Annotated in this window: 21 protein-coding genes, 1 tRNA gene and 2 pseudogenes; 8 read left to right on the top strand and 16 right to left on the bottom strand. The window is 70.1% G+C overall.

The features are described 5' to 3' along the window. Window positions 1-25: 25 nt before the first annotated feature. The 8 genes from ACTWQI_RS06050 to ACTWQI_RS06015 all read right to left on the bottom strand — a co-directional run bounded on the left by ACTWQI_RS06050 (window position 26) and on the right by ACTWQI_RS06015 (window position 4,452). Window positions 26-856, bottom strand: coding sequence for an RNA polymerase sigma factor SigF (locus ACTWQI_RS06050; RefSeq protein WP_443268150.1), 831 nt, complete (start codon window positions 854-856; stop codon window positions 26-28). A 179-nt stretch (window positions 857-1,035) separates the two neighbouring features. Further along, window positions 1,036-1,923: an RNA polymerase sigma factor SigF gene (locus ACTWQI_RS06045; RefSeq protein ID WP_443268148.1), complete on the bottom strand. Its 888-nt coding sequence runs from the start codon at window positions 1,921-1,923 to the stop codon at window positions 1,036-1,038. A gap of 185 nt (window positions 1,924-2,108) precedes the next feature. Next, window positions 2,109-2,402: a Dabb family protein gene (locus ACTWQI_RS06040; protein ID WP_443268146.1), complete on the bottom strand. Its 294-nt coding sequence runs from the start codon at window positions 2,400-2,402 to the stop codon at window positions 2,109-2,111. Window positions 2,403-2,499: 97 nt separating this feature from the next. After that, complete coding sequence (locus tag ACTWQI_RS06035) at window positions 2,500-2,664, bottom strand: hypothetical protein (RefSeq protein ID WP_443268144.1); 165 nt, start codon at window positions 2,662-2,664, stop codon at window positions 2,500-2,502. Window positions 2,665-2,854: 190 nt separating this feature from the next. Then, window positions 2,855-2,941 (bottom strand) — tRNA-Ser (locus ACTWQI_RS06030). Window positions 2,942-2,951: 10 nt separating this feature from the next. Continuing rightward, window positions 2,952-3,488 carry a tRNA adenosine(34) deaminase TadA gene (tadA, locus tag ACTWQI_RS06025; protein WP_443268142.1) on the bottom strand — a complete coding sequence of 179 codons (537 nt, stop codon included), beginning with the start codon at window positions 3,486-3,488 and terminating at the stop codon, window positions 2,952-2,954. 34 nt (window positions 3,489-3,522) lie between these two features. Beyond that, a complete protein-coding gene (locus ACTWQI_RS06020; RefSeq protein ID WP_443268140.1) occupies window positions 3,523-4,068 on the bottom strand; it encodes a tRNA adenosine deaminase-associated protein in 546 nt (181 codons plus the stop codon). A 183-nt stretch (window positions 4,069-4,251) separates the two neighbouring features. Continuing rightward, window positions 4,252-4,452 (bottom strand): hypothetical protein, encoded by a 201-nt coding sequence (locus ACTWQI_RS06015; RefSeq protein ID WP_443268138.1) that lies wholly within the window; start codon window positions 4,450-4,452, stop codon window positions 4,252-4,254. Between the two features lie 181 nt (window positions 4,453-4,633). On the opposite strand from ACTWQI_RS06015, the gene upp reads away from it, so the two are divergent. Further along, window positions 4,634-5,269: a uracil phosphoribosyltransferase gene (gene upp / locus ACTWQI_RS06010; RefSeq protein ID WP_443268137.1), complete on the top strand. Its 636-nt coding sequence runs from the start codon at window positions 4,634-4,636 to the stop codon at window positions 5,267-5,269. Window positions 5,270-5,337: 68 nt separating this feature from the next. Here upp and ACTWQI_RS06005 read toward each other — a convergent pair whose 3' ends face one another. The 7 genes from ACTWQI_RS06005 to ACTWQI_RS05975 form a co-directional block, all read right to left on the bottom strand. Then, a complete protein-coding gene (locus ACTWQI_RS06005; protein WP_443268136.1) occupies window positions 5,338-5,973 on the bottom strand; it encodes a LytR C-terminal domain-containing protein in 636 nt (211 codons plus the stop codon). A gap of 126 nt (window positions 5,974-6,099) precedes the next feature. Then, window positions 6,100-6,396, bottom strand: coding sequence for a type II toxin-antitoxin system VapB family antitoxin (locus ACTWQI_RS06000; protein ID WP_003955420.1), 297 nt, complete (start codon window positions 6,394-6,396; stop codon window positions 6,100-6,102). A 234-nt stretch (window positions 6,397-6,630) separates the two neighbouring features. Continuing rightward, the gene (locus tag ACTWQI_RS05995) at window positions 6,631-8,166 is read right to left on the bottom strand and encodes a M28 family metallopeptidase (protein ID WP_443268656.1); all 1,536 of its coding nucleotides are present in this window, start codon (window positions 8,164-8,166) and stop codon (window positions 6,631-6,633) included. A 231-nt stretch (window positions 8,167-8,397) separates the two neighbouring features. Beyond that, window positions 8,398-9,447 carry a polyprenyl synthetase family protein gene (locus ACTWQI_RS05990; protein WP_443268135.1) on the bottom strand — a complete coding sequence of 350 codons (1,050 nt, stop codon included), beginning with the start codon at window positions 9,445-9,447 and terminating at the stop codon, window positions 8,398-8,400. Continuing rightward, window positions 9,444-10,508 (bottom strand): tetratricopeptide repeat protein, encoded by a 1,065-nt coding sequence (locus ACTWQI_RS05985; protein WP_443268133.1) that lies wholly within the window; start codon window positions 10,506-10,508, stop codon window positions 9,444-9,446. Before ACTWQI_RS05985 ends, ACTWQI_RS05990 begins: the two co-directional genes overlap by 4 nt. Before the next feature lie 198 nt (window positions 10,509-10,706). Then, the gene (locus ACTWQI_RS05980; RefSeq protein WP_443268131.1) at window positions 10,707-11,909 is read right to left on the bottom strand and encodes a hypothetical protein; all 1,203 of its coding nucleotides are present in this window, start codon (window positions 11,907-11,909) and stop codon (window positions 10,707-10,709) included. A 25-nt stretch (window positions 11,910-11,934) separates the two neighbouring features. After that, window positions 11,935-13,008, bottom strand: coding sequence for a type VII secretion integral membrane protein EccD (locus tag ACTWQI_RS05975; protein WP_443268654.1), 1,074 nt, complete (start codon window positions 13,006-13,008; stop codon window positions 11,935-11,937). 133 nt (window positions 13,009-13,141) lie between these two features. On the opposite strand from ACTWQI_RS05975, the pseudogene ACTWQI_RS05970 reads away from it, so the two are divergent. Then, window positions 13,142-13,489, top strand: a pseudogene (locus ACTWQI_RS05970) (ABC transporter permease); the annotation flags it as partial. Between the two features lie 122 nt (window positions 13,490-13,611). On the opposite strand, the gene ACTWQI_RS05965 reads toward ACTWQI_RS05970, so the two are convergent. Next, the gene (locus ACTWQI_RS05965) at window positions 13,612-14,523 is read right to left on the bottom strand and encodes a D-alanyl-D-alanine carboxypeptidase family protein (RefSeq protein WP_443268652.1); all 912 of its coding nucleotides are present in this window, start codon (window positions 14,521-14,523) and stop codon (window positions 13,612-13,614) included. Between the two features lie 446 nt (window positions 14,524-14,969). Here ACTWQI_RS05965 and ACTWQI_RS05960 point away from each other — a divergent pair, with 446 nt between their 5' ends. From ACTWQI_RS05960 to ccrA, 6 genes and pseudogenes are all read left to right on the top strand, one after another. After that, entirely contained in the window at window positions 14,970-15,431 is a 462-nt protein-coding gene (locus ACTWQI_RS05960) for a fluoride efflux transporter FluC (RefSeq protein WP_443268650.1), read from the top strand. Then, window positions 15,428-15,778, top strand: coding sequence for a DUF190 domain-containing protein (locus tag ACTWQI_RS05955; protein ID WP_443268130.1), 351 nt, complete (start codon window positions 15,428-15,430; stop codon window positions 15,776-15,778). The genes ACTWQI_RS05960 and ACTWQI_RS05955 overlap by 4 nt, the downstream gene beginning before the upstream one ends. Then, complete coding sequence (gene crcB, locus ACTWQI_RS05950) at window positions 15,775-16,149, top strand: fluoride efflux transporter CrcB (RefSeq protein WP_443268128.1); 375 nt, start codon at window positions 15,775-15,777, stop codon at window positions 16,147-16,149. The genes ACTWQI_RS05955 and crcB overlap by 4 nt, the downstream gene beginning before the upstream one ends. Before the next feature lie 295 nt (window positions 16,150-16,444). Then, a pseudogene (locus ACTWQI_RS05945) lies at window positions 16,445-16,546 on the top strand (carbonic anhydrase); the annotation flags it as partial. A gap of 138 nt (window positions 16,547-16,684) precedes the next feature. Further along, window positions 16,685-17,659, top strand: coding sequence for an L-threonylcarbamoyladenylate synthase (locus tag ACTWQI_RS05940; protein ID WP_443268648.1), 975 nt, complete (start codon window positions 16,685-16,687; stop codon window positions 17,657-17,659). Between the two features lie 730 nt (window positions 17,660-18,389). After that, entirely contained in the window at window positions 18,390-19,727 is a 1,338-nt protein-coding gene (ccrA, locus tag ACTWQI_RS05935) for a crotonyl-CoA carboxylase/reductase (protein ID WP_443268646.1), read from the top strand. The last annotated feature ends 159 nt before the right edge of the window (window positions 19,728-19,886 follow it).

Here is a 19,886-nt window from a genome sequence, read left to right as displayed (position 1 = left end):
GTCCAGGCCGATCGGCCGCACGCCGTCAGTCCGCGATCAGACCTTCCCTGAGCTGCGCGAGCGTACGGGTGAGCAGCCGCGACACATGCATCTGCGAAATGCCCACCTCTTCACCGATCTGAGACTGCGTCATGTTGGCGAAGAACCGGAGCATGATGATCTGCCGCTCGCGGGGCGGCAGTTTCGCCAGCAGCGGCTTCAGCGACTCCCGGTACTCCACCCCTTCCAGTGCAGAGTCCTCGTAACCGAGCCGGTCGGCCAGGGAGCCCTCGCCGCCGTCGTCCTCGGGCGACGGAGAGTCCAGGGAGCTCGCCGTGTACGCGTTGCCCACCGCGAGGCCGTCGACGACGTCCTCCTCCGACACCCCCAGGCACACGGCGAGTTCGGTCACCGTTGGCGACCGGTCGAGCTGCTGGGAGAGCTCGTCGCTGGCCTTCGTCAGGGCGAGGCGCAGCTCCTGGAGCCGGCGCGGCACCCGCACCGACCAACTGGTGTCGCGGAAGAAGCGCTTGATCTCGCCGACCACCGTCGGCATCGCGAAGGTCGGGAACTCCACGCCCCGTTCGCAGTCGAAGCGGTCGATGGCCTTGATCAGGCCGATGGTGCCGACCTGGACGATGTCCTCCATGGGCTCGTTCCGGCTGCGGAAGCGGGCAGCCGCATAACGGACCAGAGGGAGGTTCAGTTCGATGAGAGTGTCGCGGACGTATGCGCGTTCGGGGCTGTCCTGACCGAGCGCGGCGAGCCGCAGGAACAGGGAGCGGGAGAGCGTGCGGGTGTCGATTGCGTCGCAGTGGTCGAGAACGGGTGGTGCGTCTTCGGTGAGCACCTTCGAGCTGCCCAGTTCTACGGACATGCCACCCCCTTGAGGTCGCGGACGGGTCGCTGCGCGCTCTCGTTCGTCGAGGAACGCAACCTCCACCTGAATACCGGAGGCGCGCCCGCGGCAAACGCGTTCCTGCAGAATGTCACATGTCGGCAACACGCTGTAGCGCCAAGTCGACATATCTGTGCTGGAATGGTCCCTCGTACCGGTTACGTCTCGATCCGATTTGCGGACCTCAGTCGGGCGAAGCTCCGGGACAGCAGCCGGGACACATGCATCTGGGACACCCCCAGCTCCGCGCTGATCTGGGACTGCGTCAGATTGCTGTAGTAGCGCAGCAGCAGAATCCGCTGCTCGCGCTCGGGCAGCTGGACGAGCAGATGGCGTACCAGGTCGCGGTGCTCGACTCCCGCCAGCGCGGGGTCCTCGTATCCGAGCCGGTCGAGGAGGCCCGGCAGTCCGTCCCCTTCCTGGGCCGCTTCCAGCGAGGTGGCGTGGTACGAGCGGCCGGCCTCGATGCAGGCCAGCACGTCCTCCTCGGCGATCTTCAGGCGCTCGGCGACCTCGGCCGTGGTGGGGGAGCGGCCGTGTTGCACCGTCAGATCCTCGGTGGCTCCGTTGACCTGCACCCACAGCTCGTGCAGCCGGCGCGGTACGTGCACGGTCCGCACGTTGTCCCGGAAGTAGCGCTTGATCTCGCCGACCACGGTCGGCATCGCGAAGGTCGGGAACTGCACTCCGCGTTCCGGATCGAAGCGGTCGATCGCGTTGATCAGGCCGATGGTGCCGACCTGGACCACGTCCTCCATGGGCTCGTTCCGGCTGCGGAAGCGGGCGGCTGCGTAGCGCACCAGGGGCAGGTTCGCCTCGATCAGCGCGGCGCGCACCCGCGCGTGCTCCGGCGTGCCCGGCTCCAGTGCCGACAGTTCCTTGAAGAGCACCTGCGTGAGCGCCCTGGTGTCCGCGCCCCGGCGCTCGCGAGAGGTGCTCTGCTGCGGCCTTTCGCGGGTGGACTCACGGCTGCTCTCGCTGGACTTTTCGGCGCCCTCGCCCTGGGGCGGCGGCGCTTCGGACGCTGTACGGGCCGACGCGGTCATGCCACCTCTTCGCGGTGCTCGATCCACTCATCCGGCAAAAGCGGTCATAGCATCACAAGACATGTGCACTGTGTGCAAGCACCGTATAACACCGTGTTGGCGGCAAGTTGGGGTATAGCTTTGCGAGGCCGTCCGAACATGCGGAAGGCCCCTCGCCCTGGGGAGGGGCCCGGTACCCGTACGGGTCAGAACTCGTAGTCGGCGATCACCCAGGTGGCGAACTCGCGCCACTGCTCCGCCGCCGCCTGATGCGCCGGGTGCTGCAGATACCGCTGCAGGGCGTCGGCATCGGCGACCGCCGAATTGATGGCGTAGTCATAGGCGATCGGACGGTCCGAGATGTTCCAGGCGCACTCCCAGCACTCCAGCTCCGGAATCAACGCCTCGAGCTCCTCGAAGGCCTTCACTCCGGCGACCACCCGCGGGTCGTCGCGCTCAACACCGTCGTGCAGCTTGAAGAGGACCAGGTGGCGGATCATGCGGTGTGCTCCTCGGGGCCGGGGTGCTCTCCCTGGCTTCGCCGGGGCACCCCCACCCTGGGGCACCCCCAGCGTTGGTCGGGGGGAGGGCGGCTGGTCAGTTGACCAGCTGCGTCATGAACTCGCCGACACCCTGTGCGGCGCTCGAAATGCCCTCGAACCCTACCCCGACGAGTTCGGCGGCGCGTTCGGGAGAGGTGATGATCGTGTACAGCACGAAGACGATGATCACGTAGAGCGCGACCTTCTTCGTTTGCACCATGCTCGCTCGCCTCCCCTTCCGTCGTGCCCGCTCGTCCGGCCCGCCTGTACGGTCGCGTGAGTCTAGCCGGACCCGCACCCGAACGGGTGAGCCGGAGCCCTCGTACGGTCAACTGCGACCCGAACCGAGACCAAAGATCACGGAGGGCCCGGCTCGCACGAGCCGGGCCCTCCGTGATCTTCATTCAGAGCGGTAGCGGTGGGATTTGAACCCACGGAGGAGTTGCCCCCTCACACGCTTTCGAGGCGTGCTCCTTAGGCCGCTCGGACACGCTACCGAGGGAGAGCTTAGCGGACCGGGGGGTGTGCTCCGAAATCGGTATCCGCGCCACCGGTTCGGCGGAAGAAGCGGGTGAGCAGGTCGGCGCACTCCTCGGCGAGCACGCCCTGGACGACCTCGGGCCGGTGGTTGAGGCGGCGGTCACGGACGACGTCCCACAGCGAGCCGGCGGCACCGGCCTTCTCGTCGACCGCGCCGTAGACCACCCGGTCCACCCGGGACAGCACGATGGCACCCGCGCACATCGTGCACGGCTCCAGCGTCACCACGAGCGTGCAGCCGGTCAGCCGCCACGCCCCTAGCGCGCGAGCCGCTTCGCGCAGCGCGAGGACCTCAGCATGCGCCGTCGGGTCGCCGGTCGCCTCGCGCTCGTTGTGCCCGCGGCCGAGCACCGAGCCGTCCGCACCCAGCACGACGGCGCCGACCGGCACGTCCCCCGTCTCCGGAGCCCGTACGGCCTCCTGCAGTGCCAGGCGCATCGGGGCGCGCCACGGGTCTCGCAGGGGGTCGGGCCGAACGGCCGGTACAGGGGGCGGAGCGTCCATGGGGACAGTGTCGGTCAGCGTGCGGCGGCCCGGTTCAGCGGACCGCCTCCAGGACGTCCGTACAACCGAGCGCGTCGGCGATCTCGCTGAGCGCGTCTCCGTTGAGGGCCAGCAGGTCCTTCTGGCCGACACCGAGGTCGGAGAGCAGCTCGGAGTCGCCGATCGGACCCGGCGGCACGGCTTCGTCCCCGGCGGTCGGCTCGTTGTCCGCCTCCCGCTCGGGTTCGCCGTCTTCCGTGCCGTCGAGGTTCACCAGGCTGTCCAGATCGTCCTCCGGCTCGCGGCCGAGCAACTCGTCGGTGAGGAGGATCTCCCCGTACGAGCTGCGGGCGGCGGCGGCCGCATCCGAGACATAGATGCGCGGGTCCTCCTCGCCGTCCACCCGGACGACGCCGAACCACGCGTCCTCCTGCTCGATGAAGGCGAGGACCGTGTCGTCGTCCACCGATGCCTCACGGGCCAGATCCGCCAGATCGGCCAGGGTCTCCACGTCGTCGAGCTCTGTGTCGCTCGCTACCCACCCGTCTTCGGTGCGCGCGAGCAGTGCGGCGAAGTACACCGTGACTCTCCCACTGGTCATTGGCGTGTGCCGGGTCTGCGGGTCTCCGGGCGGGAACAGCGGATTTCTCCGCTGGGCCCGTCCACTCGGAATCGTGACAGAAACCGGGCGCTCGCGAGGGGTCTTCCGCTGTGCGTCGTGCACCAGTCCTGCGACCGGACCGCATTTCGGCACCCGGGCGGGGGGACGGCTCGGGCTGCGGGACTACCAGCGGAAGGTTCTCATCCGCATCTGCTGGCGCATCCGGGCTGTGCGGGCCCGACGGGGCTGGACGCGCTCGCGGAGCGCTTTGGCCTCATGCAGTTCGCGCAGGAACTGGGCGCGTCGCCGACGCCGGTCCGCATCGTTCCCCTCGGGCTCCGGCTCCGGCACGGACGGGCCGCTCTCCTGGCTGGGGTCCGGCATGGGTGCCACACCTCCCCCGGCTGGTTTCGCTGTCCAGTACGCCGGCGCGAGCGCGCGAGCCCGTACAGGCGTACGTCCCTACTTTCCCTCGAACTGGTGGTTCGATGCCACTAGAGCGGCAGAACGGACAAGGCTGCGGGGGCGGCGCGGGGGCGCGACGGGCTCGGCTACTGTCATCGCCATGCGGATCCATGTCGTCGACCACCCGCTGGTGGCGCACAAACTGACCACGCTGCGCGACCTGCGCACCGACTCCCCCACCTTCCGGAGGCTCGCCGACGAGCTGGTCACCCTGCTCGCTTACGAGGCGACCCGCGACGTGCGCACCGAGCAGGTCGACATCGAAACGCCCCTCACGGCGACGACCGGTGTCCGGCTGTCGCGCCCGCGGCCCCTCGTCGTGCCGATCCTCCGGGCGGGTCTCGGCATGCTCGACGGGATGCTCCGCCTGTTGCCCACCGCGGAGGTCGGATTCCTCGGCATGATCCGGGACGAGTCGACGCTCCAGGCATCGACCTATGCGACCCGGATGCCGGAGGATCTCTCGGGCCGCCAGGTGTACGTCCTCGACCCGATGTTGGCGACGGGCGGCACGCTGGTCGCGGCGATCAATGAGCTGATCTCCCGGGGCGCGGACGATGTCACGGCGATCTGTCTGCTCACGGCGCCGGAGGGCGTGGAGCTCATGGAGCAGGAGCTGGCCGGCACTCCGGTCACGGTGGTCACGGCCGCGGTGGACGAGCATCTCAACGAGCAGGGATATATCGTCCCGGGGCTCGGGGACGCCGGCGATCGCATGTACGGCACGGCCGACTGACGGGTTCCGGGGCCCACGTCCGGCACCGGTGCGTACGGCCGGTGGCCGGGCTCAGCAGTCGCGTCCGATCAGCACGTCCGCGTGCCGGAGGGGGTCGGCGAGGGGCTGCTCAGCGAGGCCAGTGCCTGGTCGGCGTCCTTCTCGTCCGTGAGCGCCTTGAACGCGTCGCCGATGATCAGGTCGACGTCCTCGCCCTTGCGCAGCTCGTCCGCCTTCGTCTCCGCCCCGGCGAGCTGCGTGCCGAGCACCTTGATGCGCCCGTCGACCGAGTTCGGTGCGCCGAGCAGCACCCCGGCGCCCTTGATCTTCTTGTCGTACTCGGGGGTCGCGTTGCCGATCTTGCCGATCTTGAAGCCGCGCTTCTTCAGCTCGTCGGCGGTCTCTTTGGCCAGGCCACTGCGCGGGGTCGCGTTGTAGACGTTCACGGTGATGTCTCCCGGCTTCGGCAGCGGCAGACCTGACGGACGCGGCCCGCTCTGCCGTTTGCAGTCGGCCTTGCCGGCTGCCCGGACCTTGCGGCCGCCGCTTCCCGAGAACACGTCGATGAGCTGCATCGTCCCCCACCCGACCAGCCCGAGGGCAGCCACCGTGCCGATCACGCCGAGCAGGATGCGACGGCGGTTCCGGGGTCGGCGCATCCGCGGGTACCTGTCCCCCGTGATGCGGTACTTACCGCCCATGCCGGGGGGAGTCAGCATGCTCATGAAGCGCAGCGTAGTGCGGGCTGTGGCCGCTGCCTACTAGATGATCAATGCGTGGCGTCCAGCCCAACCCAAAAGGGTCAATATGCCCATATGGTCCGAGAGTGGCCCTGATGGGACCCGGTCGCGTCAGCCCAGCTCGAGCACGCGTGCGTGCAGCACCTGGCGCTGCTGCAGGGCCGCTCGCACGGCTCGGTGCAGCCCATCCTCCAGGTAGAGGTCGCCTTGCCACTTCACGACATGGGCGAAGAGGTCTCCGTAGAACGTCGAGTCCTCGGCGAGCAGGGTCTCGAGGTCCAGCTGGCCCTTGGTCGTGACCAACTGGTCGAGGCGAACCGGGCGCGGAGCGACGTCCGCCCACTGGCGGGTGCTCTCGCGGCCGTGGTCGGGATACGGCCGCCCGTTTCCGATGCGCTTGAAGATCACACGGAAAGCCTACCGGTCCTGACGCTCCGGGCGCAGCCATGGCGCAGGAGTGGAAATGTGGCGTTAAGGGTTGAATGCGGAGTGAATCAAGAGCGGAAGTTTCCGCTCCGCGGATGTACCCGCGCAGATCGGGGCGGGGCACGCGGCCACCGGACCCGTGCTGGACCGGCACGTCGCCGCCGGCGCTGAGCGATGGACCGCCCAGCGCCGGCGGACGTGCTCGTCGGTCGCCGTTTACTCGGTGACGGGGTCGTGGTCGTCGTGGAGTCCGCCGCCGCTGCCCGCGTCTCCCGACGTGGGCACGCTCTCGACCGGCTCGGTGAGCGAGCTGAGGTCGTACGCGTACGTGCCGACCGCATTCGCGATCACATCGATGTTGGTGTCGAAGGCCGACATGTTGATGTTGGAGAGCGTGTCGCAGGCCGCGTGGTAGCACGCGTCGTACGCCACGCCTGCCTGACCGCCGAACTTGGCAGCCTGCGTCTCGGTCTTGATCCCCTCGGCGCCGGTGAACGTGCCGCCCGACGGGATGCCCGCCGCGATGAACGGCCCGTAGTCGGAGCGGCCGGTGAAGTCGGTGCCCTCGTGCGGAGTGTCCCGGCGGTCGAGGAAGTCGTTGATCTGCTTCTCGATCTGCGCCGAGCCCTCGGGACCGGGACCGGCGCCAGTGGCGTCCGAATCGTCGCCGTCGTACACGAACTGACCGAAGTTCGGAGAGGCGATCATGTCGAAGTTCAGATACAGCGCGAGCTGCTTCTTCTGCTGCTCGGTGAGGCGGGAGACGTATTCCTCGGAGCCGATCAGGCCCAGCTCCTCCGCAGACCACCAGGCGAAGCGGATCTTGTTGTCCGGCTTCTTGTGGCTCTTGGCCAGCTCCAGGGCGACCTCCAGCAGGCCGGCCGAACCGGAGCCGTTGTCGTTGATGCCGGGTCCGGCGGTGACCGAGTCGAGGTGGGCGCCGAGCATCACCGTACGGTCCGCGTCACCGCGGCGCGTTTCGGCGATCACATTGTTGGTGGTCCGCTTCTCCTGCAGCTGGCGGATCTCGAGCGAGACGGTCACCTCGCCTTTCGCGGCCTCGCCGGCGAGCGCCTCGCCGTCCTTCAGCGTCACGCCGCCGGTGGGTATTCGACCGGCGGCCGCATCGCCGAGTGTCCCGGACAGCGTGCCGTCGATGTTGTTGTGGATGATGGCGGCCACGGCACCGGCGTCGGCCGCGGTGGCCTGCTTCTGGGCGAACGTGCAGCCACCGCGCTTGATGAGGGCGATCTTCCCGGTGAAGGTCCCGGAGGCGTAGTCGGCGGCCTCGCACCCGGTGGTCGCGTCCGGCGGTACGACGGCGATCGCCGCCTTGACGCCGCCCTCGGGAGTGCTCTTCGTGTACGACATCGCCTTGATATCGATGTCACGCGGGGCCGGCGCGACCACGGAGAGCTTCTCGGCCAGCGTCTCGATGTAGGTGAACTCGAAGGTGTCGTACGGCACTTCGTACCCGGCCCGCTTCAACTGTCGGTACACGTACGCGGCCGACGCGTCGTGTCCGAGCGAGCCTGCGGCCCGGTGTCCGCCCGCCGAGTCGGCGAAGGCCTGGAACCTCTCCAGGTGCTCGTGAGCGTCCGCGGCGCTGGACGTGTGGACCAGCTTGCGGGCGAGCTTGGCGGCCTTCTTGCCCGGGTCGTCGTGGCGGGCGGCGGCGGGGGAGGCGGTGGCGGGGGAGGCGGTGGCGATCAGCAGCGGGGTGGTGAGTGCGAGGGCGGCCAGGGTGGCTATCGCTCTTCGCGGGTGTCTTATGTCCACGGAAGTCCTTCCGTAAATCCGGCGGGAACCGAGCTGTTCGGCGTGCGGTGGAGCGCGTCCGCGATGTGAACGCCGTGGGACGGAAACCTAGCCAGTAGCACGTTCGATGGGAACGTACGTCGCTCAAATCACTCTTGGTTCCGCAGCGGTGAAATCCCGCACCCGTCCGGGCCACCGCGGTGTGTCCGTCACCTGCTCGGCCCGTCACACGCTGCGAGCGACGAGAAACGGCACAAGCGTGAGGATCGCGTCGACCGCGGGCGGCGCCAGCGGGACGCTGTGCACCGCGGTGCGGGCCAGTTCCAGATGGCGGTGGGCTTCGGCCACAGTCGCGGATCGTCCGCCGGCCTCTTCGACGAGTGCGGCGGCCCGGCGGAGGGCGTCGTCGTCCATCGGGGCCCGCGGGGTGAGGAGTTCGGCGAGGTGCCGGGAGGCCGGGCCGTCCGCCTCCAGAGCCGCGATGACGGGGAACGTCTTCTTCTTCCGGCGCAGATCGGAGTGGACGGGTTTGCCGGTGACCGCGGGATCCCCCCAGATGCCGAGCACGTCGTCGATCGCCTGGAAGGCCACGCCGAGGTGCCGTCCCGCCCGGCCGAGGGCGGTGACGGTCGGCGAGGGGGCACCGGCGAGCACGGCCCCGAGAGCGGCGGCGCAGCCGAGGAGGGCGCCGGTCTTGTGGTCCGCCATGGACCGGTACTCGTGCCGTCGTACGGCTTGTGGGCCAGTCCAGGGGCGGGATTCGAAGAGCAAGTCCTCGGCCTGACCGCGTACCAGGTCGTTCAGCGCCCCGGACAGCTGCCGCACCGCCGCGCCGCTGTGCACGTTCGCCGTATCGGCCAGCGTTTCCAGGGCGAGGGCGAAGAGCGCGTCACCCGCGAGGACCGCGGGGCCCGTACCGTACGCCTTCCACACCGTCTTCCGCTGCCGCCGCAGCTCGTCGCCGTCCATGATGTCGTCGTGCAGGAGCGAGAAGGTGTGGATCAGCTCGACGGCGACCGCGCCGGCGACACCGGTCTCGCCGGGCGCACCCGCGGCCTCGGCTCCGAGTACGGCCAGTGCCTGGCGGACGCCCTTGCCCTGGGCTCCGGAGGCGGGTTTGCCGCCCACCTCGCACCAACCGAGGGAGAAGGCAGCCATCTCGGCGGGCCAGGGATGCAGCCGCTCGATCGCCGCCGCCAGGGCCGGACGTACGAGTTCCCGGCATCGGGCGAGGATCTGCGGGGCCGTCGGCGGAGCTGTGGTGGGAAGGGTCATCGCGGGCCGTCCCCCTCGTCGGCGCAGCAGACGGGCGGTGCTATGCCCAGTTCGGCGTAGGCCTTGTCGACCATGGCAGAGACATGGCGCAGGCCCATCGCGTCGAGGGCACGGCGCAACTCGTCGAGATCGGCGGCGGTTTCGGCTCGGTCGCGCCCCAGGTGGGCGAGCGCCTTGACCAGGCCGAGCCGGGACAGGGCCGCACCGCGCGGCTCCCCGATGGTCCGGAACTCCGCCAGCGCCTCCGCGTAGACCTGCCGGGCTTCCTCGTAACGGCGGGCGCGGAACAGGACGTTGCCGCGCATCTTGTGGTTGTAGGCCAGGGCACCGGCCAAGTTCATCTCACGGCAGGTGGCTTCGGCTTCCGCGAGCAGGGCGAGGGCGCGATCCGGCTCGTCGTCCCGGGCGGACAGGATGTCGGCCATCCCGCGCAGTGCCCAGGCCCGGCCCCTGCTGTCCTCGGCTTTCTCGGCTATCCCCGCGGCTTCCTCGAACATCGCGAACGCGGTGTCGTACGAGCCGGTGTTCCGGTGCATCTGCGCGATGCCCTCCAGCGCCCACACCGTGTGCCGGGCCTCGCCGCGCTTCCGGGCCTCGGCGAGCAACCGCTCGTGCAGGGCGCCGACGGCCCGGTAGTCGCCCTGGATCCGGCCCGTCTCGGCCATTCCGGCGAGGGAGTACCCCCGGGCCACGACGTCCCCGCCGCGCTCGCCGAGGTCGGCGGCGAGCCCGAGGAGGCGGCGGGCCAGGGCCAACGCGCCCCGCTGGCGGGCGAGTGTGCCACCGCTCCACAGCGCCCACGCCATCGCTCCGAGGTCGCCGGTCGACCGAGCGGTGCGGTAACTCGCCTTCCAGGCCCGGTCGGCCGCCTCGACGTGCCCCAGACGGCGGTGCGCCTCGGCGACGGCGAGCCCGGCCCGCGCCACCTCCTGCCGGGAGCCGGAGCGCTCGGCGGCCCGCAACTGCTCGGTCGCCTTCGCCAGTACGTCTGCGAGGGAGGAGTTCACGGACAGAGCGGTGAGGGCGCCTTGATACTCCGGGGCGAATGCCTTGCTGTACATGAATGCCTTTCTGTCGTTCCGCCGTGCGGGAACCCTTGAGCGGGCAGCGGTGTGCGGGCGCGGACGCAGCAGCTTTGGTCGAAAGGCGTCCGCGAGGCGACTATACTTCATGTGTATACACGCGATGTATAGAGGGGCCGCGTCGCGCAGCACCGTTCGTCAGCGTTGATCAGTGGGCGCTGCGTCCAGCCCCGGTGGTCATCCCGGTGCGCCTACGGCGCGGTTGAGAAGCTCGGCGGCCAACTGCGCCGCGGCCTCCCGCGTTCCCTGCGCGAGCAGCGAGGTGCGGATGGTGCCTCCGGCGGCCAGATGCCGGTCGTAGGGCAGTGCCAGCACCCGTACGCCCGCCACCTGGAGGTGCGCGGTGGCCGCTTCGATGTCGAGCGTCATGTGCGGAGAGGTCGACACGAGGGCGACGACCGTACGGGGCAGCAGCTTCGGACGCGGCACCTCGGCCATCCAGTTCAGCACGGAGCGGGTGCTCGCGACTCCCTCCAGCGTCGCGGGGGTCACCAGCACTCGGGCGTGCGCGGCGGCGAGGGCGGTGCGTGCCAGTTCGCTGGGGAGCGTCTCGCAGTCGACCACGGTGATCGCGAAGTGCCGGCGCAGCGCCACGACCACCGACTTGTAGTCCGATAGCTCCAGCCGAGTGCCCACCTTGCCCTGACTGCCCGGCAGCAGCCAGCCACCGCCGGGCAGATGGACGAGATAGCCGGTGATGTCGGTGATCTGCAGGGACGGGTCGAGGATCCGGGCGAGATCACTGCACGTCCAGCGGACGGCCGGGGCTCCTAGGCGTACGGGCAGCGTGCCGAGGGCCGGGTCGGCCTCCAGCGTGAGGACGGGGTCGTGCCGGTAGTGCTCGTACGTACGGCCCAGCAGCGCGGCAACCGTGGTCTTGCCGGCCCCGCCGCGAATGCTGGTGACCACCAGCTGGCGGCCGGTCGTGATGGGCTGCTGCAGGTCCTGGGCGACCTTGGTGACGGCGGCGACGTCCTGGGCGGCCGAGGAACCGACCAGCTTGCGCAGGGCCCGGCCGGTGCGCTGGGCGGCGGAGTCGCCGCTCCTCGGTCTGCCCTGTGCCTCGGAGAGGCCGGCGTCCACGGTGCTGACGGACAGGGGGGTGGGGAGCGCGGTCGACGGCGGCGACTGCGGCGGCTGTTGGGGCAGGGGTTGCCGGGGCACGGGAGGTACCGGCGGTGCGTTCGGTACGACCTGCGGGCCGTTCGCCCCGGCGGCGGCCACGGACGGCGCGGGTGCGGCAGGTGTCGCGGGTGCCGGGGATGCGGTCGCGGGGGGTGTCAGTGCTGGGGATGCGGGTGCGGCAGGCGATGGCGGCACCGGGTCCGCACCACCGCTCACCTGATCCAGGACGTCCTCCTGCCGATTGTCCGCCGCCATACCCTTCCCCTCAGACCGCGACCGCTCAGAATGCGTTGAGCAGTCGTCCGTACACGCCGAACGCGCCGACAGCGAGCGGGAACAGCGCGATGACACCCGCCGACTCGACGAGGTCCGCCACACGGCGCAGCCGGATCCGGACGTGCTCCGGGAGTTCCACGGCCAGGACCGCCAGCGGCAGGAGCGCCGCCACACCGAGCACGGCCAGCGGTCCGTAAGGCGGACCGTCGACGCCGTGCGCCCACAGCACCGCGAGCCGGACCAGCAGAACCGCCGCTGCCGTGAGCAGCGCCACGACCTCCGCCACCAACGGGTAGGCACGCGAGCGCGACAGCAGCACCACCGCGAGGACCACCGTCAGCGCCACCGTCCACGCATCAGCCCCTCTGTGCGCATCGACCATGAGCCAGCCCGCGGACGCGGCGGACGCGGCGGTGACGACGGTGGCGAGCGCCAGTCCCCGGTGGGTCCCCGCCAGCGCGGTGTCGACATGGTGGCGGCTCACGGAGACGCCGGCCGACCGGCGATCGTCCAGGCCGGTCAGTCCGGCACCCATGAGCGCGAGCCTCGGCAGGAGCCCGAGGGTCACGACGGAGACTACGGCCGGCAGTACGCCGATCCGTGCCGGGTCGTCCGCGAGCAGTGCCGCGAGCTCCCACACCGTGACGGTAGCGGCGACCGCGCCCGCACCGATCCAGGCGCTCCGTCCGAGGGGCGAGAACAGCCCGAGCTGGACGAGAGCCGGCGTCGCTACCACGGCGAGCCCGGCCAGCCGCGCTTCCCACGACCAGCCGTACGCGTCGCCCGCCGTCCATGCGCCGAGCGCGCCGAGAACACCGGCGGTGGGAACGAGCGGGAGGGCGAGGCCGCGATGACGACCACCGGACCGTGCGATGAGGCTTCCTGCGACGGCCATCACGACACCGACCGTCAGCAGCAGCCAGGCCGCGGTGGAGTCATCGAACCCGCTGCGCGCCACCACCCCACCCATGGTGCTGAATCCGGCGAAGGCGAGTCCGGCGGCCGTCCGGCTCACGGCGGGCCGCCAACGCCAGGGACGCACATCGATGTCCAACGTGCCGCGCTGCGCCGCCCCCATGTTCGCCACCCGAGGGAACCTACCATCGGGTCATTCGGCGGGCGCATCACCCGGGTGCGGCCGTACCGGACACACCGGTGCCTACGCCCCTGAAACCGTCCTCTTGTCCGAGTTGGTCGACCAGCCGCAGGGCCTCCTGGTCGGCGGCATCGGCGTGGCCAACACGATGGTGATCGCCGTACTGGAACGTCGCGGGGAAATCGCCCTGCGCCGCTCGCTCGGCGCCACTCGCGCCCAGATACGCACCCAGTTCCTCACGGAGTCTGTTCTGCTCTCCGCGCTCGGCGGCACAGCGGGCGCCCTCCTCGGCGCGGTGGTCTCAGCGGCCTTCGCACTCTCGCGGGACTGGCAGATCGTGATCCCGCCCCGGGCACTGATCATCGGCGTCACGGCCACGATCACCATCGGAGCGCTGGCCGGACTCTGGCCCGCGCTGCGCGCGGCACGCCTCGCCCCCCACGAGGCGCTCACCAGTCCCTGATCGGGCCGGCCACCCGTGGGCGCGGCACAACTGAACTGAGCCCGGACTATGACGAGGTCCGGACCGTTCAGCGGTCCGGACCTCGTCCGCCTTGCTTCCGGGCCCTTGCTCAGGCGCCCGGATCAGTCCTGCTGGGCGCCTGTGGGCAGCTTGCGCAGCTGCATCGTCGCAGCGGTGGTGGTGCCGAAGCCGTAATCCAGCAGCTTCGCGGCGTCGTTGTAGCGGTCCGTGCCGTTCAGGACGACGCCGATGAGGGTCTTATCGCCGCGGGTCGCGGAGAATACGAGGCACGGACCCGCCGGGGTGCTGGTGCCGGTCTTGATGCCGGTGGCCCCGGTGTAGGAACCGAGCAGCTTGTTGGTGTTGTACCAGGTGTAGGTACGGGTGCCGCCGGTGCTCGTGGTCGCGTAGCGCACGGTCTTCTGCGACTTGACGACGGTGCGGAACGTCGACCACTTCATCGCGCTGCGGGCGAGCTTCGCCAGGTCGCGCGGCGTGGTGTAGTTCTCGCCGGTCGTCGAGATGCCGTCGAAGGAGTCGAAGTGGGTGTTGGTCAGGCCCAGGTCGGCGGCCTTGTTGTTCATCTTGCCGATGAACGACTTGACCCGCGCGGACCGGGTGGTGCCAGTGCCGAAGGTGTCGGCGAGGGCGTATGCGGCGTCGCAGCCCGAGGGCAGCATCGTCGCGTACAGAAGCTGACGGACCGTCATGCGGTCGCCGGTCTTCAGGTCCGCTGTGCTCGCGCCCTTGGCGGCGACGTAGTCGCGGTAGGCCTGCTGGACGGTGACTTTGCGGTCGAGGTCGAGATTGGTCTGGCTGAGGACCACCCGGACGGTCATGATCTTGGTCGTGCTGGCCATCGGCCGCTTGGTGTCGGCGTACTTGCTGTACACCTTGGTGCCGGTCGCGTTGTCCAGCAGGAAGGCGCCCTTGGCGCTCACCGTGGGCGCGGTGGCCGCGTGCGCGGGTGAGGCCACGGGCGAAACGGTCAGTACGGCGCAGGCGGTCACGACGACAGCCGCGGTCTTGCGCATGGGTCTGGCTGCGCCGGGCTTGCGTATGCCCGTCCCCTTACGCACGCGCATGCTCCTGTTGAGGGTTATCAATTGAATGCTCCGCATCAGCCTGAATCGGGAGAAAGCCTTCATGGCAACCGCTGGATTGGCTGCTCCCTCACATGACTCACGAGGGAGGGCAACGGATGTACGGGCCGGGGCGTGACTTTCCTCCTCACCTGCGGTGACCGGCGTGGGGTGGGGTCCCCCGAGCCGGTGGAACCCGCCCGGCGGTGTCAGCGCGTGGGTGACGGTAGCCTGGCCTTCTGCGGTGATCTCTTGGGTCGCTGCGCGGCGGTGGGGCCCGCCGTACCCGAACCGCGGCGAGGACGCCGCCAACGGTCCCTGCTTGCGATGGAGCGTGCCCGGCTGCGGGCGCCCTGCGAGTAGGAGACGTGTCGTGGGAAGTTCTGAGGGCCCAGGTGATCGACGAGTCGAGTGATCCCGATGTCGGTGACCGCTTGCCCGTGCGGCGGTGGACGTTGTGGCGCGGGCAGGCGCCGGTCGTCTGTGCGGTGGCGCTCGGCGGAGGTGTCGGAGGGGCCGCTCGTTATGGGGCGTCGCTGATCTGGCCGACCGCGTCGGGCGCATTTCCCTGGACGACGCTGGGGGTGAACGCGGTCGGATGCGCGGTGATCGGCGTGTTCATGGTGGTGATCTCGGACGTGTGGGCCGCCCACCGGCTGGTGCGGCCGTTCTTCGGTACCGGGGTGCTCGGCGGGTTCACCACGTTCTCCACCTATGCCGCGGACGTACAGCGCCTGGTGGACGAGGGTGAGGCGGGTAGGGGGCTGGCGTATCTGGGCGCGACGCTGCTGGTGGCCCTGGGAACGGTGTGGATCGCGGCGGTGGCGACGCGCCGCGTACTGGCGTGGAGGGCGCGATGACGAGGCTGACGGGAACGGCGCTGCGGGTGACGATCTTCATCGGGGAGAGCGATCTGTGGCATCACAAACCGCTGTACACCGAGATCGTGCACCGGGCGCACAAGGCGGGGCTGGCGGGCGCGAGCGTCTTCCGGGGGATCGAGGGCTTCGGTGCGTCGTCGCTGATCCACACGCAGCGGCTGCTGTCGCTCAGCGAAGACCTGCCGGTGGCGATCGTCATCGTGGACAGCCATGAGCGGATCCGCGCGTTCCTGCCGCAGCTGGACGAGCTGGTGGCCGAGGGCCTGGTGATCCTCGACGACTGCGAAGTCATCCGGTACGTCGGCCGGGGCCGGGAGTCGCGGTGAACTGGGTGCTGGTGATCGCCGGCGCGATGGTCGGGGCGCCGCTGCGGTTTCTGACCGACCGGGCGGTGCAGGCCAAGCATGACACGGTCTTCCCGTGGGGGACCTTCGCGGTGAACGTGGTCGGGTGCCTGGTGCTGGGCCTGGTGACCGGGGCGGTGTCCGCCGGTGCCGCGTCGTCGCACGTGCAGCTGCTGGTGGGCACGGGGTTGTGCGGGGCGCTGACGACGTATTCGACGTTCTCCTACGAGACGCTGCGGCTGATGGAGGACGGGGCGAGATACTTCGCCGCCGTCAATGTCGTCGCGAGCGCGGTGGCCGGGCTGGGCGCCGTCTTCGTCGGGACGGAGTTCGCCGAGGCACTGTGGGCGTGAGCCGGGCGCTTGCCGAAGCGCCGGGCGGCCCGGCCAACAGACAACGATGAGGCCCCGACCGAAGATCGGTCGGGGCCCCATCGTCTGCCCTGCTGGGCGTGGGTGCGGAGGATGCGAGATTCGAACTCGTGAGGGGTTGCCCCCAACACGCTTTCCAAATGTTCGTCTAGGGGTTCGCGGTGGACCGAGGGCGTTCTGACCTGCGGTGGAGCCGGGCACTGGGGCGGCGGCGGACTGCGCTGGACGGGGGTGAATGCAACTAGAACTGCAACCAGGTGGAGCACTTGTTCCGCCAGCTCGCGCCGCCGGACGCGACCAGGCCGAGGAGATCCTCCACGAGCACATCCGGCACACCGTCGACCTGCTGCTGGACCGCTCCCGCGTCCTGGCCGAGCGGGGCCTGGCGGTGTTCCCCGGTGCCGCCGTGACGGCTGTCGTGCGGCCTTCGCTCACGCGGTGCCGTCGTCCTTGGTTGGTCGTTATGCGCCGACGAGACCATGGAAGGTGGGCAGCGGAACAGTGGGAGGATTCGAGGGTGACGGCAAGAACCAGTGACATCGAGAAGGCGGCCGGTGTGCTGCGCGCCGGGGGCCTGGTGGCCTTTCCGACAGAGACCGTCTACGGTCTGGGCGCAAACGCCGAGGACCCCGCCGCCGTCTCGCGCATCTTCCAGGTCAAGGGGCGCCCGCCCTCCCACCCGCTGATCGTCCACATCGGCAGCGCGGAGCACCTGGACGACTGGGTCCAGGACGTGCCCGCGACGGCCCGCCTGCTGGCCGAACGCTTCTGGCCGGGGCCGCTCACGCTGGTCCTGCGGCGCGGTCGCCGGGTGCCCCTCGAAGCGACTGGTGGCCTGGAGACGGTGGCCGTGCGCGTGCCCGACCACGCCGTCGCACTCGCGCTGCTGGCCGCCTTCGGCGGCGGTGTCACGGCCCCGTCCGCCAACCGCTTCGGCCAGGTCAGCCCCACAACCGCGAACGACGTCCGTGCCGAGCTCGGCGATGCCGTCGACTTCGTGCTGGACGGCGGCCCCTGCGAGGTCGGCGTCGAGTCCACCATCGTCGACGCCACAGGCGAGATCCCGACCATCCTTCGGCCCGGCGGGGTGACGCGCGAGGACCTCGAAGCGGTGCTGGGGCGCCCGCTCGCGGTCCACTCGACGAGCCGCATTCGGGTGCCGGGCCAGCATCCGTCCCACTACGCGCCAGGTGCGCGGGTCGTCCTCGTCGAGCCCGAGAAGGTCATCGCCGAAGCGGAGCTCGCGCAGGAGCTCGGGCACCAGGTGGGCGTTTTCCTTCCGCCCTCCTTCGCCGACGCTCCGGTGAAGGCGCACGCCGTGGTGGCGGTCCCCGATTCGATGGCCGCCTACGCCCGCGGGCTGTACGGATTCCTCCGCGAGCTCGACCAGCGAGGGTGCGACCTCATCGTCGCGTCCTTGCCGGTGGAGGAGGGGCTGGGACTGGCGATCGCCAACCGACTCCGCCGCGCCGCCGGGCCCCGGCCCTCTTAAGTGACCAGCACCGACGCCGTTCGATGTTCCTGCCCAAGCGCCCTCCGACCCCAGTTGAGCGCAAGAACGTGCCCGCCCTGAACCAACGGTCCTGACCAGGACCGCCAGGGATCGGCGGCATGCCCTCACCGCCCCCGGGCGCGGGTGCCGGGTGGATTCGCGCGGCGGCGCACGCGGCGCCGCCGATCATTGCCGCGCACACCCGGCTCCGCCGTCGAGGACCTGCACCGTCCCCGGGAGCGGGCCCGTCCAACCGCGACGCCTGACCCCCGCCCCGATTCCGGCGGGGGTTTCGCAATGTCCGCGCGACGGCGGCCCGTCCGGCAGCCGCACCAAAACCTCCCGGGCCAGGCCCCGGACGGCCCCACGGCTCAAAGCCACAAGGAGCGCGTTCGGCCGCGAGGACAGGCCATGAGGGAGCCGTATTGCAACGTGATGACACTCACGTGACATCGGCGCGCTGGTGGCACGCAGTGTCTTTTCTACCGACACGGAGTGCCAGTACGTTGTTACCCGCTGGTCGCGGCGCCGCTCCCCACCCCGGCGCGCCACGACCTGCCGCCCGCGCGCCACCTCTGCGCAGGCGCAAGCCAGAACCGCAGCTTCAGCATCACCGCCGGCGTAGCCGTTGTCCGCTCCCGGCGACCCCGCACCACCAGACAGCCCCCCGTCCCACTGACGCACCCTGCATCCCTCAGCAGGTACGCCACCGGAGGCAGCCATGGCAGCCATGAAGGAAATCCTCGCCGCGATCCAGAACCCGGACACCACCGCCGCCGACTACACGGCGCTGGAGCTCCCAGAGTCCTACCGCGCGGTGACCGTGCACAAGGACGAGGTCGACATGTTCGCCGGCCTGTCCACCCGTGAGAAGGACCCGCGCAAGTCGCTGCACGTCGACGACGTGCCCGTGCCCGAACTGGGGCCCGGTGAGGCGCTCGTCGCCGTCATGGCCAGCTCGGTGAACTACAACTCCGTCTGGACCTCGATCTTCGAGCCGCTGTCGACCTTCGGCTTCCTGGAGCGGTACGGCAAGCTGTCGCCGCTCACCAAGCGGCACGACCTGCCGTACCACGTCATCGGCTCCGACCTCGCAGGCGTCGTGCTCCGCACCGGCCCGGGCGTCAACTCCTGGCGCCCCGGTGACGAGGTCGTCGCCCACTGCCTGTCGGTGGAGCTGGAGTCGGCCGACGGCCACAACGACACCATGCTCGACCCCCAGCAGCGCATCTGGGGCTTCGAGACCAACTTCGGCGGCCTCGCCGAGATCGCGCTGGTCAAGTCCAACCAGCTCATGCCCAAGCCCCGGCACCTCAGCTGGGAGGAGGCGGCGGCCCCCGGCCTGGTCAACTCGACCGCCTACCGCCAGCTGGTCTCGCGCAACGGCGCCGGCATGAAGCAGGGCGACAACGTGCTGATCTGGGGCGCGAGCGGCGGCCTCGGGTCGTACGCCACCCAGTTCGCGCTGGCCGGCGGCGCCAACCCGATCTGCGTCGTCTCCTCCCCGCAGAAGGCGGAGATCTGCCGCGCGATGGGCGCCGAGGCGATCATCGACCGCAACGCCGAGGGCTACAAGTTCTGGAAGGACGAGCGCACCCAGGACCCGAAGGAGTGGAAGCGCTTCGGCAAGCGCATCCGCGAGCTCACCGGCGGCGAGGACATCGACATCGTCTTCGAGCACCCCGGCCGCGAGACCTTCGGCGCGTCCGTCTACGTCACCCGCAAGGGCGGCACCATCACCACCTGCGCCTCGACCTCCGGCTACATGCACGAGTACGACAACCGCTACCTGTGGATGTCGCTCAAGCGGATCGTCGGCTCGCACTTCGCCAACTACCGCGAGGCGTGGGAGGCCAACCGCCTGATCGCCAAGGGCAAGATCCACCCGACCCTGTCGAAGACCTACACCCTGGCCGAGACCGGCCAGGCCGCCCTCGACGTGCACCACAACAAGCATCAGGGCAAGGTCGGCGTGCTCTGCCTCGCGCCCGAGGACGGCCTCGGCGTCACCGACCACGAGCTGCGCGCCAAGCACATCGATGCCATCAACCGCTTCCGGGGCGAGTGAGGCTTCCGGCATAAACGTCCCTCGGGACCGGCCCTGGCCGATGCGGACCTACGCGAGGCACTCCTCCGCGGCCGCCTTCAACGAGCCGGACCCGGTGGTTACCTAGCGGCTTGCACTCCCTTCCCCGGCGCGGCGCCCGGTCGTACGGGCCGTTCGGCC

Source organism: Streptomyces sp. KR80, from assembly GCF_052245555.1.
GTDB lineage: Bacteria > Actinomycetota > Actinomycetes > Streptomycetales > Streptomycetaceae > Streptomyces.
Note: the sequence above shows the minus strand (reverse complement) of the source record. Positions and strands in the feature narration are given on the sequence as shown.

What these genes read in the sequence shown, in the direction of transcription:
- ACTWQI_RS06020 (WP_443268140.1), bottom strand. Translation starts at nt 4,068, where the DNA reads ATGACCAGTGGGAGAGTCACGGTGTACTTCGCCGCACTGCTCGCGCGC.
- tadA (WP_443268142.1), bottom strand. Translation starts at nt 3,488, where the DNA reads ATGGACGCTCCGCCCCCTGTACCGGCCGTTCGGCCCGACCCCCTGCGA.
- ACTWQI_RS05980 (WP_443268131.1), bottom strand. Translation starts at nt 11,909, where the DNA reads ATGGCGGCGGACAATCGGCAGGAGGACGTCCTGGATCAGGTGAGCGGT.
- ACTWQI_RS05975 (WP_443268654.1), bottom strand. Translation starts at nt 13,008, where the DNA reads ATGGGGGCGGCGCAGCGCGGCACGTTGGACATCGATGTGCGTCCCTGG.
- ACTWQI_RS05965 (WP_443268652.1), bottom strand. Translation starts at nt 14,523, where the DNA reads ATGCGCAAGACCGCGGCTGTCGTCGTGACCGCCTGCGCCGTACTGACC.
- ACTWQI_RS05990 (WP_443268135.1), bottom strand. Translation starts at nt 9,447, where the DNA reads ATGACCCTTCCCACCACAGCTCCGCCGACGGCCCCGCAGATCCTCGCC.
- ACTWQI_RS06035 (WP_443268144.1), bottom strand. Translation starts at nt 2,664, where the DNA reads ATGGTGCAAACGAAGAAGGTCGCGCTCTACGTGATCATCGTCTTCGTG.
- ACTWQI_RS05985 (WP_443268133.1), bottom strand. Translation starts at nt 10,508, where the DNA reads ATGTACAGCAAGGCATTCGCCCCGGAGTATCAAGGCGCCCTCACCGCT.
- ACTWQI_RS05955 (WP_443268130.1), top strand. Translation starts at nt 15,428, where the DNA reads ATGACGAGGCTGACGGGAACGGCGCTGCGGGTGACGATCTTCATCGGG.
- ACTWQI_RS06005 (WP_443268136.1), bottom strand. Translation starts at nt 5,973, where the DNA reads ATGAGCATGCTGACTCCCCCCGGCATGGGCGGTAAGTACCGCATCACG.
- upp (WP_443268137.1), top strand. Translation starts at nt 4,634, where the DNA reads ATGCGGATCCATGTCGTCGACCACCCGCTGGTGGCGCACAAACTGACC.
- ACTWQI_RS06050 (WP_443268150.1), bottom strand. Translation starts at nt 856, where the DNA reads ATGTCCGTAGAACTGGGCAGCTCGAAGGTGCTCACCGAAGACGCACCA.
- ACTWQI_RS06015 (WP_443268138.1), bottom strand. Translation starts at nt 4,452, where the DNA reads ATGCCGGACCCCAGCCAGGAGAGCGGCCCGTCCGTGCCGGAGCCGGAG.
- ACTWQI_RS06045 (WP_443268148.1), bottom strand. Translation starts at nt 1,923, where the DNA reads ATGACCGCGTCGGCCCGTACAGCGTCCGAAGCGCCGCCGCCCCAGGGC.
- ccrA (WP_443268646.1), top strand. Translation starts at nt 18,390, where the DNA reads ATGAAGGAAATCCTCGCCGCGATCCAGAACCCGGACACCACCGCCGCC.
- ACTWQI_RS06040 (WP_443268146.1), bottom strand. Translation starts at nt 2,402, where the DNA reads ATGATCCGCCACCTGGTCCTCTTCAAGCTGCACGACGGTGTTGAGCGC.